Genomic DNA, 14,728 nt, shown 5'->3' on the forward strand with positions numbered 1-14,728 from the left:
CGAACGGCCAGTGAATTCCCCCTTCCGTGCATCCGATAGCCTCTGCCGACGTGCCGCCCGCCCCGTGCCGGGCCGGGCCGTTGGACACCAGCCATGTCAGTCGCAAGGAGTGAGTTCGTCTGTCGACCGCCATCCTTACCGGTCCGCCGGTGCCCGGATCGCAGCTCGGACCCGATCTGCGCGCGCTGGGTTTCGACGTGCGGAGCGCCTTCCTCCCCGACGACCTGCCCCGTCTGCTCGCCGAGGTGCCGACCGGTGAACGCGTCGCCCTGGTCGACCCGCGCTTCGTCGGCCATGCGCACGCGCTGCGTCTCGCGCTGACCGACCCCCGCTTCCCGGCGGCCGCGGTGACCGGGGCCCTCACCGTCCAGGCCGAGGCCCGCGCGGCGCTCACCCGCACCCTGGCCGGCGACCCATCCCAGCGCGCGGCCGGGACCCGTACGGCCGCCGTGCTCACCGACGACATCGCCGCGGCCCTCGAAGCCGACGGCGTCGCGGTGCACCGCCCCGAGCTCGGCTCGCTGGTCGCGACCGTCCCCGCGGACGAGGCCGCCGCCGTCGCCGCGAGCAGGGCCGTCGCCGCCGTCGACGACGAGGCCGTCCGGCTGCGCAACGCCGTGAAGTCCCGCGACGGCTTCTTCACCACGCACTTCATCAGCCCCTACTCCCGCTACCTCGCCCGCTGGTGCGCCCGCCGGGGGCTGACCCCCAACCAGGTCACCACCGCCTCGCTGGTCACCGCGCTGATCGCGGCCGGCTGCGCGGCGACCGGGACGCGCGGCGGCTACGTCGCGGCCGGACTGCTGCTGATCTTCTCCTTCGTCCTGGACTGCACCGACGGGCAGCTCGCCCGCTACTCGCTCCAGTACTCGACGATGGGCGCCTGGCTCGACGCCACCTTCGACCGCGCCAAGGAGTACGCCTACTACGCGGGCCTCGCCCTCGGCGCGGCCCGGGGCGGCGACGACGTATGGGCCCTCGCGCTCGGCGCGATGGTCCTCCAGACCTGCCGCCACGTCGTGGACTTCTCCTTCAACGAGGCGCACGTCGTGGGCACCGACGCGTCCGCCAACACCAGCCCCACCGCCGCCCTGTCCACCAAGCTCGACTCGGTCGGCTGGACGGTCTGGGTGCGGCGCATGATCGTGCTGCCGATCGGCGAGCGCTGGGCGATGATCGCCGTGCTGACCGCCGTAACCACGCCCCGCACCGTCTTCTACGCGCTGCTCATCGGCTGCGCCTTCGCCGCCTGCTACACCACCGCGGGCCGGGTGCTGCGCTCGCTCACCCGCCGCGCCACCCGCACCGACCGCGCCGCCCGGGCCCTCGCCGAGCTCGCCGACAGCGGACCCCTCGCGCAGCTGGTCGCCGCCAGGGCGCCCCGGGTCCCCGGCGCCCCCGTGGTCGCGGCCGTCGGCGCCGTGGCCCTCGTCACCGCCGCCCTCACCCAGCCCGTCGGCAGCCCCCGGATGATCGTCGCCGCCGTCCTCTACGCGATCCTGTCCGGCCTCGCCGTCGCCCGCCCCCTCAAGGGCGCCCTCGACTGGCTCGTACCGCCACTCTTCCGGGTGGCCGAATACTGCACGGTCCTGATCCTGGCGGCCCGGTCGGAGGTGGACGGGGCGCTTCCCGCGGCCTTCGGGCTCGTCGCGGCGGTCGCCTACCATCACTACGACACGGTCTACCGCATCAAGGGCGGCTCCGGCGCGCCGCCGCAGTGGCTGGTGCGGCTGATCGGCGGCCACGAGGGCCGCACGCTCGTGGTGACGGTGCTCGCCGCCGTCCTCGCCACGCGAGACACAGACATCACCCTGGCGCTCACCGCCCTCGCGGCGGCCATCGCGCTCGTGGTGCTCGTGGAGTCCATCCGCTTCTGGGTGTCCTCCGGAGCACCTGCCGTACATGACGAAGGAGAAACAGCATGATTGGCCTCGTACTGGCAGCCGGTGCCGGACGGCGTCTGCGCCCCTACACCGACACGCTCCCGAAGGCCCTCGTGCCTGTCGACGGTGACACCACCGTCCTGGACATCGCGCTGAAGAACTTCGCCGAGGTCGGCCTCACCGAGGTCGCCATCGTCGTCGGCTACCGCAAGGAGGCCGTCTACGCGCGCAAGGAGGCCCTGGAGGCCAAGTACGGCGTCGCGATCACGCTCATCGACAACGACAAGGCCGAGGAGTGGAACAACGCCTACTCCCTGTGGTGCGCGCGTGAGGTCCTCAAGCGCGGTGTGATCCTCGCCAACGGCGACACGGTCCACCCCGTCTCCGTGGAGAAGACGCTGCTCGCCGCGCGCGGCAACGGCCAGAAGATCATCCTCGCCCTCGACACGGTGAAGAACCTCGCCGACGAGGAGATGAAGGTCATCACCGCCGAGGGCAAGGGCGTCCAGCACATCACCAAGCTGATGGACCCGGCGACCGCCACCGGTGAGTACATCGGCGTCACGCTGATCGAGGCCGAGGCCGCCGAGGAGCTCGCCGACGCCCTGAAGACCACCTTCGAGCGCGACCCCGACCTCTACTACGAGGACGGCTACCAGGAGCTCGTCAACCGCGGCTTCACCGTCGACGTGGCCCCCATCGGCGAGGTGTCGTGGGTCGAGATCGATAACCACGACGACCTCGCGAAGGGCCGTGAGATCGCGTGCCAGTACTGACGCGCCTCATCCCCTCGCCGGTCGTCGTCGACATCCGGCGGGGGGCCCTGGACGACCTCGCGGTCGTCCTGGCCGACCAGCGCATCTCCGCCAACGGCAACCTGGCCATCGCGGTCAGCGGCGGCTCGGGGCAGAAGCTGCGCGAGCGGTTCGCCCCGCTGCTGCCGGGCGCCGAGTGGTACGCGGTCGACGGCGGCACCATCGACGCGGCGGTCAAGCTCGCCGACCAGATGCGCGGCAAGCGCTACGACGCGGTCGTCGCGCTGGGCGGCGGGAAGATCATCGACGTCACGAAGTACGCGGCGGCCCGCGTCGGCCTCCCGATGGTCGCGGTCGCCACGAACCTCTCGCACGACGGCATCTGCTCGCCGATCTCGACCCTGGACAACGACAACGGGCGCGGCTCCTACGGCGTGCCCACCCCGCTGGCCATCCTGATCGACCTGGACGTCATCCGGGACGCGCCCGCGCGCTTCGTGCGCTCCGGCATCGGCGACGCGATCTCCAACCTGTCGGCGATCGCCGACTGGGAGCTCTCGCACCGCGAGACCGGGGAGCCCGTCGACGGCCTGGCCGCCGCCATGGCGCGCAGCGCCGGCGAGGCGGTCCTGCGCCACCCCGGCACCGTCGGCGACGACGACTTCCTGGTCACCCTCTCCGAGGGCCTGGTCATGTCCGGCATCGCCATGTCGATCAGCGGTGACAGCCGGCCCTCGTCCGGTGCCTGCCACGAGATCAGCCACGCGTTCGACCTGATGTTCCCGCAGCGTGCCGCCAGCCACGGCGAGCAGTGCGGTCTGGGCGCGGCCTTCGCGATGCACCTGCGCGGCGCGAAGGACCAGTCCGCCCTCATGGCCGAGGTGCTGCGCCGCCACGCGCTGCCGGTGACCGCGGAGGAGATCGGCTTCACCGCCGAGGAGTTCGTCCGGGCCGTCGAGTTCGCGCCGCAGACCCGCCCCGGCCGCTACACCATCCTCGAGCACCTCGACCTGTCCACCGACCAGATCAGGGACGCGTACGCCGACTATGCCAAGACCATCCGTAGCTGAGCTCCGCCCGGTCGTGCACCCGGCGGGTGTGAAGGACCGGGTCAGCGGAGAACACTGGGGCGGCCGCCTGTACATGCGCGAGATCTCGCTGCGCATCACCCGCCTCCTGGTCACCACCAAGGTCACGCCGAACCAGCTGACCTATCTGATGACCCTGAGCGGTGTCCTCGCCGCCCCGGCCCTGCTCGTGCCGGGCGTGTGGGGTGCCGTGCTCGGCGTCGTGGCCGTCCAGGGCTATCTGCTGCTCGACTGCGTCGACGGCGAAGTCGCCCGCTGGAAGCGGCAGTTCTCGCTCTCCGGGGTCTACCTGGACCGGGTCGGGGCCTATCTGTGCGACGCGGCGGTCCTGGTCGGCTTCGGCCTGCGCGCCGCCGACCTCTGGGGCGGCGGCCGGATCGACTGGCTGTGGGCCTTCCTCGGGACGCTCGCGGCGCTCGGCGCCGTCCTGATCAAGGCAGAGACCGACCTCGTCGGTGTCGCCCGGCACCAGGGCGGGCTGCCCGTGGTCAAGGACGCCGCGGCGACCCCGCGCTCCTCCGGCGTCGCGCTCGCCCGCAGGGCCGCCGCCGCGCTGAAGTTCCACCGGCTGGTCCTCGGCATCGAGGCGTCGCTGCTCATCCTGGTCCTCGCGGTCGTGGACCAGATCCGGGGCGACCTGTACTTCTCGCGCCTGGGCGTGGCGGTGCTCGCCGGCATCGCGCTCCTGCAGACGCTGCTGCACCTCGTGTCCATCCTCGCTTCGAGCAGGCTGAAGTGAGCGCCCCGATGAAGGTCGGCGCCGTCGTCATCACGATGGGCAACCGCCCCGCCGAGCTGCGCGCCCTGCTCGACTCGGTGGCCAAGCAGGACGGCGACCCGGTCGAGGTCGTCGTGGTCGGCAACGGCGCCCCGGTCCCGGACGTCCCCGACGGCGTACGCACCGTCGAACTGCCCGAGAACCTGGGCATCCCCGGCGGACGCAACGTCGGCATCGAGGCGTTCGGACCCTCGGGCGCCCAGGTCGACGTGCTGCTCTTCCTCGACGACGACGGCCTGCTCGCCCACACCGACACCGCCGAACTGTGCCGCCGGGCGTTCGAGGCCGACCCGGAGCTCGGCATCATCAGCTTCCGGATCGCCGACCCGGAGACCGGGGTCACCCAGCGCCGCCACGTGCCGAGGCTGCGCGCGGCCGACCCGATGCGCTCCTCGCGCGTGACCACCTTCCTCGGCGGCGCCAACGCCGTGCGCACCCGGGTGTTCGCCGAGGTCGGCGGGCTGCCCGACGAGTTCTTCTACGCCCACGAGGAGACCGACCTCGCCTGGCGGGCGCTCGACGCGGGCTGGATGATCGACTACCGCGCGGACATGGTCCTGCACCACCCGACGACCGCCCCCTCCCGGCACGCGGTCTACCACCGGATGGTGGCCCGCAACCGGGTCTGGCTGGCCCGGCGCAACCTGCCCGCGCCGCTCGTCCCGGTCTACCTCGGGGTCTGGCTCCTGCTGACGCTGGCGCGCAAGCCGTCCGGTCCGGCGCTCAAGGCGTGGTTCGGCGGTTTCAAGGAGGGCTGGACGACGCCCTGCGGACCGAGGCGCCCCATGAAGTGGCGTACGGTCTTCAGGCTCACCCGGCTGGGCCGTCCCCCTGTCATCTGAGACTCTCGGCTCTGAGACCTCTGAGACCATCGGGTACTTCTTGAACACGAAAGTTTTCACTTGTGAGTGACACAACCCTGTCCCCGGCGGACCTCGCCGCCAAGCACGGGCTGTCGGTGAGCGGGGCCCGGCCCGGGCTCTCCGCTTACATCAAGCAGCTGTGGGGTCGGCGCCACTTCATCCTGTCGTTCTCGTCGGCCAAGCTCACCGCGCAGTACAGCGAGGCGAAGCTCGGCCAGATCTGGCAGGTGGCGACGCCCCTGCTGAACGCGCTGGTCTACTACTTCATCTTCGGCGTCCTGATGAACGCCAAGCGGGGCATCGACGCGAACGCGTACATCCCGTTCCTGGTGACCGGCGTGTTCCTGTTCACCTTCACGCAGAACTCGCTGATGGCCGGCGTACGGGCGATCTCGGGCAACCTGGGCCTGGTGCGGGCGCTGCACTTCCCGCGCGCCTCGCTGCCCGTCTCCTTCGCGCTCCAGCAGCTCCAGCAGCTGCTCTTCTCGATGATCGTCCTGATGATCGTGGTGGTCTCCTCCGGCTTCATGCCGGGCATGACCTGGCCCCTGATCATTCCGGTGCTCGCGTTGCAGTTCGTCTTCAACACCGGCCTGGCGCTGATCTTCGCCCGGCTCGGCGCCAAGACGCCCGACCTCGCCCAGCTGATGCCGTTCATCATGCGTACGTGGATGTACTCGTCCGGCGTGATGTTCAGCCTCAGTACGGTGCTCAAGGGCAAACCCCACTGGCTGAAGGACATCCTTCAGTGCAACCCCGCCGCGGTCTACATGGACCTGGCGCGCTACGCCCTGATGGACGGCTACGGCGGCCACGCGCTGCCCCCGCACGTGTGGGCCCTCGCGGTCGGCTGGGCGGTCGTCGTCGGCGGGCTGGGCTTCGTGTATTTCTGGAAGGCTGAGGAGCGGTACGGCCGTGGCTGAGGACATCAAGGACCGCGTCGCGGTCGAAGACGCGCGCATTCCCACCGTCATCTGCGACGACGTGCACATCGTGTACACCGTCAACGGTGGCGGCGGCGGGAAGGGCAGCGCGACCGCCGCCCTGAGCCGCATAGTCAAGCGGGACAAGACCGGCGGCGCTTCCCGGGGCATGCGCCGGGTGCACGCGGTGAAGGGCGTGTCGTTCACCGCGTACCGCGGCGAGGCGATCGGCCTGATCGGCTCGAACGGCTCGGGCAAGTCGACGCTGCTGCGGGCCATCGCGGGCCTGCTGCCGCCCGAGAGCGGCCGGGTCTACACCGACGGCCAGCCCTCGCTCCTCGGCGTGAACGCGGCGCTGATGAACGACCTGACCGGTGAGCGCAACGTGATCCTCGGCGGCCTCGCCATGGGCATGTCGCGCGAGGAGGTCAAGGCCCGCTACGAGGAGATCGTCGACTTCTCCGGCATCAACGACAAGGGCGACTTCATCTCCCTGCCGATGCGGACGTACTCCTCCGGCATGGCGGCCCGGCTGCGGTTCTCCATCGCGGCGGCCAAGGACCACGACGTCCTCATGATCGACGAGGCCCTTGCCACCGGTGACCGCCAGTTCCAGATCCGCTCCGAGGAGCGCATCCGGGAGCTGCGCAAGCACGCCGGAACCGTCTTCCTGGTGAGCCACAGCATCGGCTCCATCCGGGACACCTGCGACCGGGTCCTGTGGCTGGAGCGCGGCGAGCTCCTCATGGACGGGCCGACCGACGAGGTCGTCAAGGCCTACCAGAAGGAATCCGGCCGCTGACGCCCCGTCACCCCGCGGACACGTGATCCGGAGCCCCTGTCGATCAACCCCGGCAGGGGTTTCCGCGTCCTAGGGTGTGGCCGGACCGTCAAGATCCCGTCAAGTTGCCAGTGTGCGGGGAAGGTTGGGCCGGATTGGAGTGTTGTTGTAATGCTCGCAACACCCCGACGTGTTGTCGGCCGTTGTACAACGTAAGCTGTACCGGTGCTGATTCGCGGCAAGTGGGGTAATACGCCCCGGGCGCCTCGCGTGACGGGCCGCCCCGTCCGGGGAGGTCGGGCGGCGTGTCCGAAATAGGATGTTTTGGGTCGGCGGTGTAGAACGGGAGATGTGACGGCCATGGCTACGGAAGATCTCCAGCTCAAAGGGACGGCCGCCGTTCCCGCGCCGGGCGGTACCCGGTGACCCCAGTCCGGGACGCGCGCACCGGACCCTCTCCGCGCACCACGCTCGACAAGGCCACGGAGGAGAACTTCCCGGTGGCCCCCTTCTTCCTGCCGCGCGCCTGGCGCGACGACCTGATGGCCGTCTACGGCTTCGCCCGGCTCGTCGACGACATCGGTGACGGCGACCTCGCCCCCGGCGGCGCCGACGCCCGCCACCTCGGCGTGGCCCCCGCCGACGCGGACGACCGGCTCGCCCTGCTCGACGCCTTCGAGGCGGATCTGCGCCGCGTCTTCGACGGGAGTCCGCGCCACCCCCTGCTCGTGGCCCTGCAACCGACCGTCCGGCGCTGCTCGCTGACCCCCGCGCCGTTCCTCGGGCTGATCGAGGCCAACCGCCAGGACCAGCGGGTGCGGCGCTACGAGACGTACGAGGACCTCCTCGCCTACTGCGAGCTCTCGGCCAACCCCGTGGGGCGGCTCGTCCTCGCCATCACCGGCACCGCGAGCCCGGAGCGCGTGCGCCGCTCCGACGCCGTCTGCACGGCGCTGCAGATCGTCGAGCACCTCCAGGACGTGACGGAGGACCTCGGCCGGGACCGGATCTATCTGCCCGCCGAGGACATGGCGCGGTTCCACGTCACGCCGGCCGATCTGGCCGCCCCCACCGGGAGCGCCTCGGTGCGTGCCCTGGTCGCGTTCGAAGCGGAACGCGCCGGGTCGTTGCTGAATGAAGGCACCCCCCTGGTGGGTAGCGTCCACGGCAGACTCAAGCTGCTGCTGGCCGGATTCGTGGCCGGAGGACGCGCCGCGCTCGACGCGGTCGCTGCCGCCGGCCACGACGTACTCCCGGGGCCGCCCAAGCCCACCAAGGCAAGGCTGATGCGCGAGGTGGGAGCCGTCTTGCGAAGAGCGCGTAGAGAGGGGTGAGCCGGACAGTGGAGGCACAGGCACCCGTGTCCGCACCGGTACAGGCCGCATACAGCTACTGCGAGGCCGTGACCGGTCAGCAGGCGCGCAATTTCGCGTACGGCATCAGGCTGCTGCCCGCCGACAAGCGGCAGGCCATGTCGGCGCTGTACGCGTTCTCGCGCCGGGTCGACGACATCGGCGACGGGACGCTCGCGGACGACGCCAAGGCGTCCCGCCTGGAGGAGACCCGGGCGCTGCTCGGGCGCATCCGCGACGGCGAGGTCGACGAGGACGACACCGACCCGGTCGCGGTGGCGCTCGCCGACGCGGCGCGCCGCTTCCCGATCCCGCTCGGCGGCCTCGACGAGCTCATCGACGGCGTCCTCATGGACGTGCACGGCGAGAGCTACGAGACCTGGGACGACCTGAAGGTCTACTGCCGGTGTGTCGCGGGCGCCATCGGCCGCCTCTCCCTGGGTGTCTTCGGTACGCAGCCGGGCGCGCCGGGCAGCGAACGCGCCCCCGAGTACGCCGACACGCTGGGGCTCGCCCTCCAACTCACCAACATCCTCAGGGACGTTCGCGAGGACGCCGGGAACGGGCGGACCTACCTGCCCTCCGACGACCTCGCCAAGTTCGGCTGCTCGACGGGTTTCAACAGCTCCGTGCCGCCGTCCGGCTCCGACTTCGCCGGGCTCGTCCACTTCGAAGTGCGGCGCGCCCGGGCCCTGTTCGCCGAGGGCTACCGGCTTCTTCCCATGCTGGACCGGCGCAGCGGCGCCTGCGTGGCCGCCATGGCCGGAATCTACCGGCGGCTGCTCGACCGCATCGAGCGCGATCCCGAGGCGGTGCTGCGCGGGCGGGTCTCGCTGCCCGGCCGGGAGAAGGCGTACGTCGCGGTACGCGGACTGTCGGGCCTGGACACCCGCCACGTCTCCCGGCAGACCGCCAGGAGGCGCGCCTGATGCACCACGCGTACCCGGACGAAGGGCTGAGGACCATTACGCAGGCCCGACGTGCAACTTCTCGGCGCTTCGCGACGTCCCTGACTGCATCCGCCCGCCGTGCGCACCCCGCCGGCGGGGCCCCAGGGGAGGGCGCATGAACGACGCGCGGTCCACACGCGCGGTGGTGATCGGCGGCGGGCTCGCCGGCATCACCGCGGCGCTCGAACTCGCCGACGCGGGCCTCGGCGTGACCCTGATCGAGGGCCGCCCGCGCCTGGGCGGCCTGGCGTTCTCCTTCCGCCGCGGCGAGCTCACCGTGGACAACGGGCAGCACGTGTACCTGCGCTGCTGCACCGCCTACCGGTGGTTCCTCGACCGCGTCGGCGGGAGTGAACTCGCGCCCGTCCAGGCCAAGTTGGACGTTCCCGTCCTCGACGTGGCGCACCCCAGGGGCCCCCGGCTCGGCCGGCTGCGCCGCGACGGGCTGCCCGTGCCGCTGCACCTGGCGCGCAGCCTGGCCACCTACCCGCACCTCTCGCTCGCCGAGCGGGCCTCCGTCGGGCGCGCCGCCCTCGCCCTCAAGCGCCTGGACCCGGCCGACCCGGCCCTGGACGGCGTGGACTTCGCGACCTGGCTGGGCCGGCACGGCCAGTCCGACCGCACCATCGAGGCCCTGTGGGACCTGGTCGGCGTGGCGACCCTGAACGCCACCGCGCCGCACGCCTCGCTGGGCCTGGCCGCCATGGTCTTCAAGACCGGCCTGCTCTCCGAGGCGGGCGCGGCCGACATCGGCTGGGCCCGCGTGCCGCTCGGCCACCTCCACGACACGCTGGCGCGCAAGGCCCTCGAAGCGGCGGGCGTGCGCACCGAGACGCGGGCCAAGGCCGAATCCGTCTCCCGTACGGACGGCGGCGGCTGGCAGGTGCGGACGGCCGGCGAGACGCTGGACGCCGAGGTCGTGGTGCTCGCCGTGCCCCAGCACGAGACGTACGACCTGCTGCCCGAGGGCGCGCTGGACGATCCGGGCAAGCTGCTCGACATCGGGACCGCGCCGATCCTCAACGTCCATGTCGTCTACGACCGCAAGGTGCTGCGCCGGCCCTTCTTCGCCGCGCTCGGCAGCCCGGTGCAGTGGGTCTTCGACCGCACGGACTCCTCGGGGCTCCAGGGGGAGGGGCAGTACCTGGCCATCTCCCAGTCGGCCGCCGAGGACGAGATCGACCTGCCCGTGGCCGAACTGCGCGGGCGCTACCTCCCCGAGCTGGAAAAGCTGTTGCCCGCGGCGCGCGGCGCGGAGATCCTCGACTTCTTCGTCACCCGGGAGCGGACAGCGACGTTCGCCCCCACCCCCGGCGTAGGACGGCTGCGGCCGTCGGCGCGGACCCGCGCACAGGGCCTGTACCTGGCCGGCGCGTGGACCGCGACCGGCTGGCCCGCGACCATGGAGGGCGCCGTGCGCAGCGGGTTCAGCGCCGCCGGTGCCGCTCTCCTTGCCCTCGGCCGCCCCCACGTTCATCCGCTTCAGGAGGCGGCATGACTGTTAGCAGTACTGGAACAAGAGGAGAGACTGTGCCGACTGTGCCTTCGGCTTCGGCGAATCCGGCTGTGGACACCGTGGACGTCAACGCCCTGCTGGAGCGGGGGCGTGCGCTGTCGACGCCGGAGCTGCGCGCGGCCGTCGACCGGCTCGCGGCTCCCATGGACACCGTCGCCGCCTACCACTTCGGGTGGATCGACGCCCAGGGCCGCCCGGCGGCCGGCGACGGCGGCAAGGCCGTCCGGCCCGCGCTCGCGCTGCTCTCCGCGGAGGCGGCGGGCGCCGCCGCCGAGGTCGGGGTGCCCGGTGCGGTCGCCGTGGAGCTCGTGCACAACTTCTCGCTCCTGCACGACGACCTCATGGACGGCGACGAGCAGCGCCGCCACCGCGACACCGTGTGGAAGGTGCACGGCCCGGCGCAGGCGATCCTCGTGGGCGACGCCCTGTTCGCGCTCGCCAACGAGGTCCTGCTCGAGCTCGGCACGGTCGAGGCGGGCCGCGCCACCCGCCGACTCACCACCGCCACGCGGAAGTTGATCGACGGTCAGGCCCAGGACATCTCCTACGAGCACCGCGAGCGGGTCACCGTCGAGGAGTGCCTGGAGATGGAGGGCAACAAGACGGGCGCGCTGCTCGCCTGCGCCGTCTCCATCGGCGCGGTCCTCGGCGGGGCGGACGACCGGACGGCCGACACCCTGGAGGCCTACGGCTACCACCTCGGGCTCGCCTTCCAGGCCGTCGACGACCTGCTCGGCATCTGGGGCGACCCGGACGCCACGGGCAAGCAGACCTGGAGCGACCTGCGCCAGCGCAAGAAGTCGCTGCCGGTCGTCGCCGCGCTCGCCGCGGGCGGCCCGGCCTCCGTCCGGCTCGGCGAGCTGCTCGCCGCCGACGCCAAGAGCAATGACTTCGACAGCTTCTCCGAAGCGGAGTTCGCCACCCGGGCCGCCCTGATCGAGGAGGCCGGCGGCCGCGAGTGGACCTCCCAGGAGGCGCGCAGGCAGCACACGATCGCGATCGAGGCGCTGAGCGCTGTCGACATGCCGGAAAGGGTCCGCGCGCAGCTCACCGCGCTGGCGGACTTCGTCGTCGTACGAAAGAGATGATCACCATTCCCATATGACGCGCAGTCGCCGGAAGGGCCCGGGAGACCGGGCCCCCTCCGACGGAGACCCCAGCACAGCAGAAGTAGCTACTGCACGAAGGGGAAGCCATGACAGCGACGACCGACGGAAGCACCGGGGCCCCGCGGCCCCGGGCCGCCGCGGCCACTACGACCACCGGGACGACGGCAGGCCCGGACGCGGTGCTCGACGCCGCGCGCCGGGCCGCCGAACGCGGGGTCGAGCACCTGCTCGCGCGGCAGGACGCCCAGGGCTGGTGGAAGGGCGACCTGGAGACCAACGTCACCATGGACGCCGAGGACCTGCTGCTGCGCCAGTTCCTCGGGGTGCAGGACGACAAGACCCTGCACGCGGCCGCCCTGTTCATCCGGGGCGAGCAGCGCGACGACGGCACCTGGGCCACCTTCTACGGAGGGCCGGGGGAGCTCTCCACCACCGTCGAGGCGTACGTCGCGCTCAGACTGGCCGGCGACCGGCCCGAGGATGCGCACATGGCCCGCGCCTCCGCCTGGATCCGGGCCAACGGCGGGATCGCCGCGAGCCGGGTCTTCACCCGCATCTGGCTGGCCCTGTTCGGCTGGTGGAAGTGGGACGACCTGCCCGAGCTGCCGCCCGAGCTGATCTTCCTGCCCTCGTGGGTCCCGCTCAACATCTACGACTTCGGCTGCTGGGCCCGCCAGACCATCGTGCCGCTCACCGTGGTCTCGGCCCACCGGCCGGTGCGGCCCGCGCCCTTCGCGCTCGACGAGCTGCACACTGACGCCCGTCACCCCAATCCGGCCAAACCCCTTGCCCCGGTGGCGAGTTGGGACGGCGCCTTCCAGCGGCTCGACAAGGTGCTGCACGCCTACCACAAGGTGGCGCCGCGCAAGCTGCGCCGGGCTGCGATGCGCTCCGCCGCCCGCTGGATCATCGAACGCCAGGAGAACGACGGCTGCTGGGGCGGCATCCAGCCGCCCGCCGTGTACTCCGTGATCGCCCTGCACCTGCTCGGCTACGACCTCCAACACCCCGTGATGCGGGCCGGGTTGGAGTCCCTCGACCGGTTCGCGGTGTGGCGCGAGGACGGCGCCCGGATGATCGAGGCCTGCCAGTCCCCGGTGTGGGACACCTGTCTGGCCGTCATCGCGCTGGCCGACGCCGGTGTGCCGGCCGACCACCCCGCCCTCGTCAGAGCCGCCGACTGGATGCTGGGCGAGGAGATCACCCGGCCCGGCGACTGGGCCGTGCGCAGGCCCCGACTCGCCCCGGGGGGCTGGGCGTTCGAGTTCCACAACGACAACTATCCCGACATCGACGACACCGCCGAGGTGATCCTGGCGCTGCGCCGGGTCAAGCACCCGCGGCAGGACGAGGTCGAGGCCGCCATCGCGCGCGGGGTGCGCTGGAACCTCGGCATGCAGTCGAAGAACGGAGCCTGGGGCGCGTTCGACGCCGACAACACCAGCGCCTTCCCCAACCGGCTGCCGTTCTGCGACTTCGGCGAGGTCATCGACCCGCCGTCGGCCGATGTCACCGCGCACGTCGTGGAGATGCTCGCCTACGAGGGCCGGGCGCACGACCCGCGCACCCGGCGCGGCATCGAGTGGCTGCTCGCCGAACAGGAGGCCAACGGGGCCTGGTTCGGGCGCTGGGGCGTCAACTACGTCTACGGCACCGGGTCGGTGGTGCCCGCGCTGACGGCCGCCGGGATCCCCGCCGCGCACCCCGCGATCCGCCGCGCCGTCGGCTGGCTGGAATCCGTGCAGAACGACGACGGCGGCTGGGGCGAGGACCTGCGCTCCTACGGCGAGACCGAATGGATGGGCCGGGGGCCCTCGACCGCCTCGCAGACCGCCTGGGCGCTGCTCGCGCTCCTGGCGGCGGGAGAGCGCGACGGCAAGGCGGCCGAGCGCGGCATCGCCTGGCTCGCCGAGAACCAGCGCGAGGACGGCTCCTGGGACGAGCCGTACTTCACCGGCACGGGCTTCCCGTGGGACTTCTCGATCAACTACCACCTCTACCGGCAGGTGTTCCCGCTGACCGCGCTCGGGCGCTACGTCCATGGAGAACCGTTCTCCCCCAACAGCACCAAGGGGAGTTGATGGACACACCCCAGGCGTCGCGGCCCGTGCCGATGGTGATCGCCTGTGCGCTCACCATCGAGCGGCTCGCGCTGCGCGGTGCCCGTGGCGGCGCGGCGGGCCCGGTCACCGTGCTGCGCAGCGGCATGGGCCCCCGGGCCGCCGAGCGCGCCGTCCTGCGCACCCTCGGCGAGGCCGCGACGCGCGACGCGGCGGTCATCGCCTCAGGCTTCTGCGCCGGCCTCGTCCCCGGAATGCACCCCGGGGACCTGGTCGTCGCCGAGGAAACCCGCGACCCGCGGGGCACCACGGTGTGCACCGACACCGAGGTGCTGGCCAAGGCGCTCGCCGAGGCGCTGCCGGGCCGCACCGTCCACACCGGGCCGCTCACCGGGTCCGACCACGTCGTACGGGGCCCCGAGCGGGCCGATCTGAGGGCGACCGGGGCGGTCGCGGTGGACATGGAGTCCGCCGCCACGCTGTGGGCCGCCCAGCAGGCCGGAGCCCGCCCGGTTGCGGCCGTACGGGTGGTCGTGGACGCTCCAGAACATGAACTCGTCCGGATTGGCACGGTGCGCGGTGGAATATCAGCCTTCCGCGTTCTTCGTGCCGTCCTTCCCGCTTTCTTTGAATGGCACCGTTCTTTGCTGCTCCCCAGGAGGTGAGCCAG

General features: G+C 71.9%; 13 protein-coding genes. All 13 read left to right on the plus strand.

Annotated features, from left to right (window positions below):
* The first annotated feature begins 119 nt into the window (after positions 1-119).
* Complete coding sequence (locus tag AC07F3_RS02830) at positions 120-1,925, plus strand: DUF5941 domain-containing protein (protein WP_479110588.1); 1,806 nt, start codon at positions 120-122, stop codon at positions 1,923-1,925.
* Positions 1,922-2,659 carry a phosphocholine cytidylyltransferase family protein gene (locus AC07F3_RS02835; protein ID WP_114036494.1) on the plus strand — a complete coding sequence of 246 codons (738 nt, stop codon included), beginning with the start codon at positions 1,922-1,924 and terminating at the stop codon, positions 2,657-2,659. Before AC07F3_RS02830 ends, AC07F3_RS02835 begins: the two co-directional genes overlap by 4 nt.
* Positions 2,647-3,708, plus strand: coding sequence for an iron-containing alcohol dehydrogenase family protein (locus AC07F3_RS02840; RefSeq protein ID WP_479109789.1), 1,062 nt, complete (start codon positions 2,647-2,649; stop codon positions 3,706-3,708). The genes AC07F3_RS02835 and AC07F3_RS02840 overlap by 13 nt, the downstream gene beginning before the upstream one ends.
* Positions 3,686-4,465 (plus strand): CDP-alcohol phosphatidyltransferase family protein, encoded by a 780-nt coding sequence (locus tag AC07F3_RS02845; protein WP_479109791.1) that lies wholly within the window; start codon positions 3,686-3,688, stop codon positions 4,463-4,465. The genes AC07F3_RS02840 and AC07F3_RS02845 overlap by 23 nt, the downstream gene beginning before the upstream one ends.
* Positions 4,466-4,473: 8 nt before the next feature.
* The gene (locus AC07F3_RS02850) at positions 4,474-5,346 is read left to right on the plus strand and encodes a glycosyltransferase family 2 protein (RefSeq protein WP_479110590.1); all 873 of its coding nucleotides are present in this window, start codon (positions 4,474-4,476) and stop codon (positions 5,344-5,346) included.
* A gap of 62 nt (positions 5,347-5,408) precedes the next feature.
* Complete coding sequence (locus AC07F3_RS02855) at positions 5,409-6,290, plus strand: ABC transporter permease (RefSeq protein WP_479109793.1); 882 nt, start codon at positions 5,409-5,411, stop codon at positions 6,288-6,290.
* Complete coding sequence (locus AC07F3_RS02860) at positions 6,283-7,092, plus strand: ABC transporter ATP-binding protein (protein ID WP_114036498.1); 810 nt, start codon at positions 6,283-6,285, stop codon at positions 7,090-7,092. The genes AC07F3_RS02855 and AC07F3_RS02860 overlap by 8 nt, the downstream gene beginning before the upstream one ends.
* A gap of 401 nt (positions 7,093-7,493) precedes the next feature.
* Positions 7,494-8,405, plus strand: coding sequence for a squalene synthase HpnC (gene hpnC, locus AC07F3_RS02865; protein WP_479109795.1), 912 nt, complete (start codon positions 7,494-7,496; stop codon positions 8,403-8,405).
* Complete coding sequence (hpnD, locus tag AC07F3_RS02870; RefSeq protein ID WP_479109797.1) at positions 8,402-9,352, plus strand: presqualene diphosphate synthase HpnD; 951 nt, start codon at positions 8,402-8,404, stop codon at positions 9,350-9,352. Before hpnC ends, hpnD begins: the two co-directional genes overlap by 4 nt.
* A 136-nt stretch (positions 9,353-9,488) precedes the next feature.
* Complete coding sequence (gene hpnE, locus AC07F3_RS02875; RefSeq protein WP_479109799.1) at positions 9,489-10,871, plus strand: hydroxysqualene dehydroxylase HpnE; 1,383 nt, start codon at positions 9,489-9,491, stop codon at positions 10,869-10,871.
* Positions 10,868-11,977, plus strand: a complete 1,110-nt coding sequence (locus tag AC07F3_RS02880; protein ID WP_479109801.1) for a polyprenyl synthetase family protein — start codon at positions 10,868-10,870, stop codon at positions 11,975-11,977. The genes hpnE and AC07F3_RS02880 overlap by 4 nt, the downstream gene beginning before the upstream one ends.
* 107 nt (positions 11,978-12,084) lie before the next feature.
* Positions 12,085-14,079, plus strand: a complete 1,995-nt coding sequence (gene shc / locus AC07F3_RS02885; RefSeq protein WP_479109803.1) for a squalene--hopene cyclase — start codon at positions 12,085-12,087, stop codon at positions 14,077-14,079.
* Positions 14,079-14,723, plus strand: coding sequence for a phosphorylase family protein (locus tag AC07F3_RS02890; protein WP_479109805.1), 645 nt, complete (start codon positions 14,079-14,081; stop codon positions 14,721-14,723). The genes shc and AC07F3_RS02890 overlap by 1 nt, the downstream gene beginning before the upstream one ends.
* The last annotated feature ends 5 nt before the right edge of the window (positions 14,724-14,728 follow it).

It is taken from the genome of Streptomyces sp. NPDC045846 (assembly GCF_056431605.1).

Coding starts and splice junctions, on each gene's coding strand:
- hpnE (WP_479109799.1), top strand. CDS start 9,489: ATGAACGACGCGCGGTCCACACGCGCGGTGGTGATCGGCGGCGGGCTC.
- AC07F3_RS02845 (WP_479109791.1), top strand. CDS start 3,686: ATGCCAAGACCATCCGTAGCTGAGCTCCGCCCGGTCGTGCACCCGGCG.
- AC07F3_RS02835 (WP_114036494.1), top strand. CDS start 1,922: ATGATTGGCCTCGTACTGGCAGCCGGTGCCGGACGGCGTCTGCGCCCC.
- AC07F3_RS02850 (WP_479110590.1), top strand. CDS start 4,474: ATGAAGGTCGGCGCCGTCGTCATCACGATGGGCAACCGCCCCGCCGAG.
- shc (WP_479109803.1), top strand. CDS start 12,085: ATGACAGCGACGACCGACGGAAGCACCGGGGCCCCGCGGCCCCGGGCC.
- AC07F3_RS02880 (WP_479109801.1), top strand. CDS start 10,868: ATGACTGTTAGCAGTACTGGAACAAGAGGAGAGACTGTGCCGACTGTG.
- AC07F3_RS02890 (WP_479109805.1), top strand. CDS start 14,079: ATGGACACACCCCAGGCGTCGCGGCCCGTGCCGATGGTGATCGCCTGT.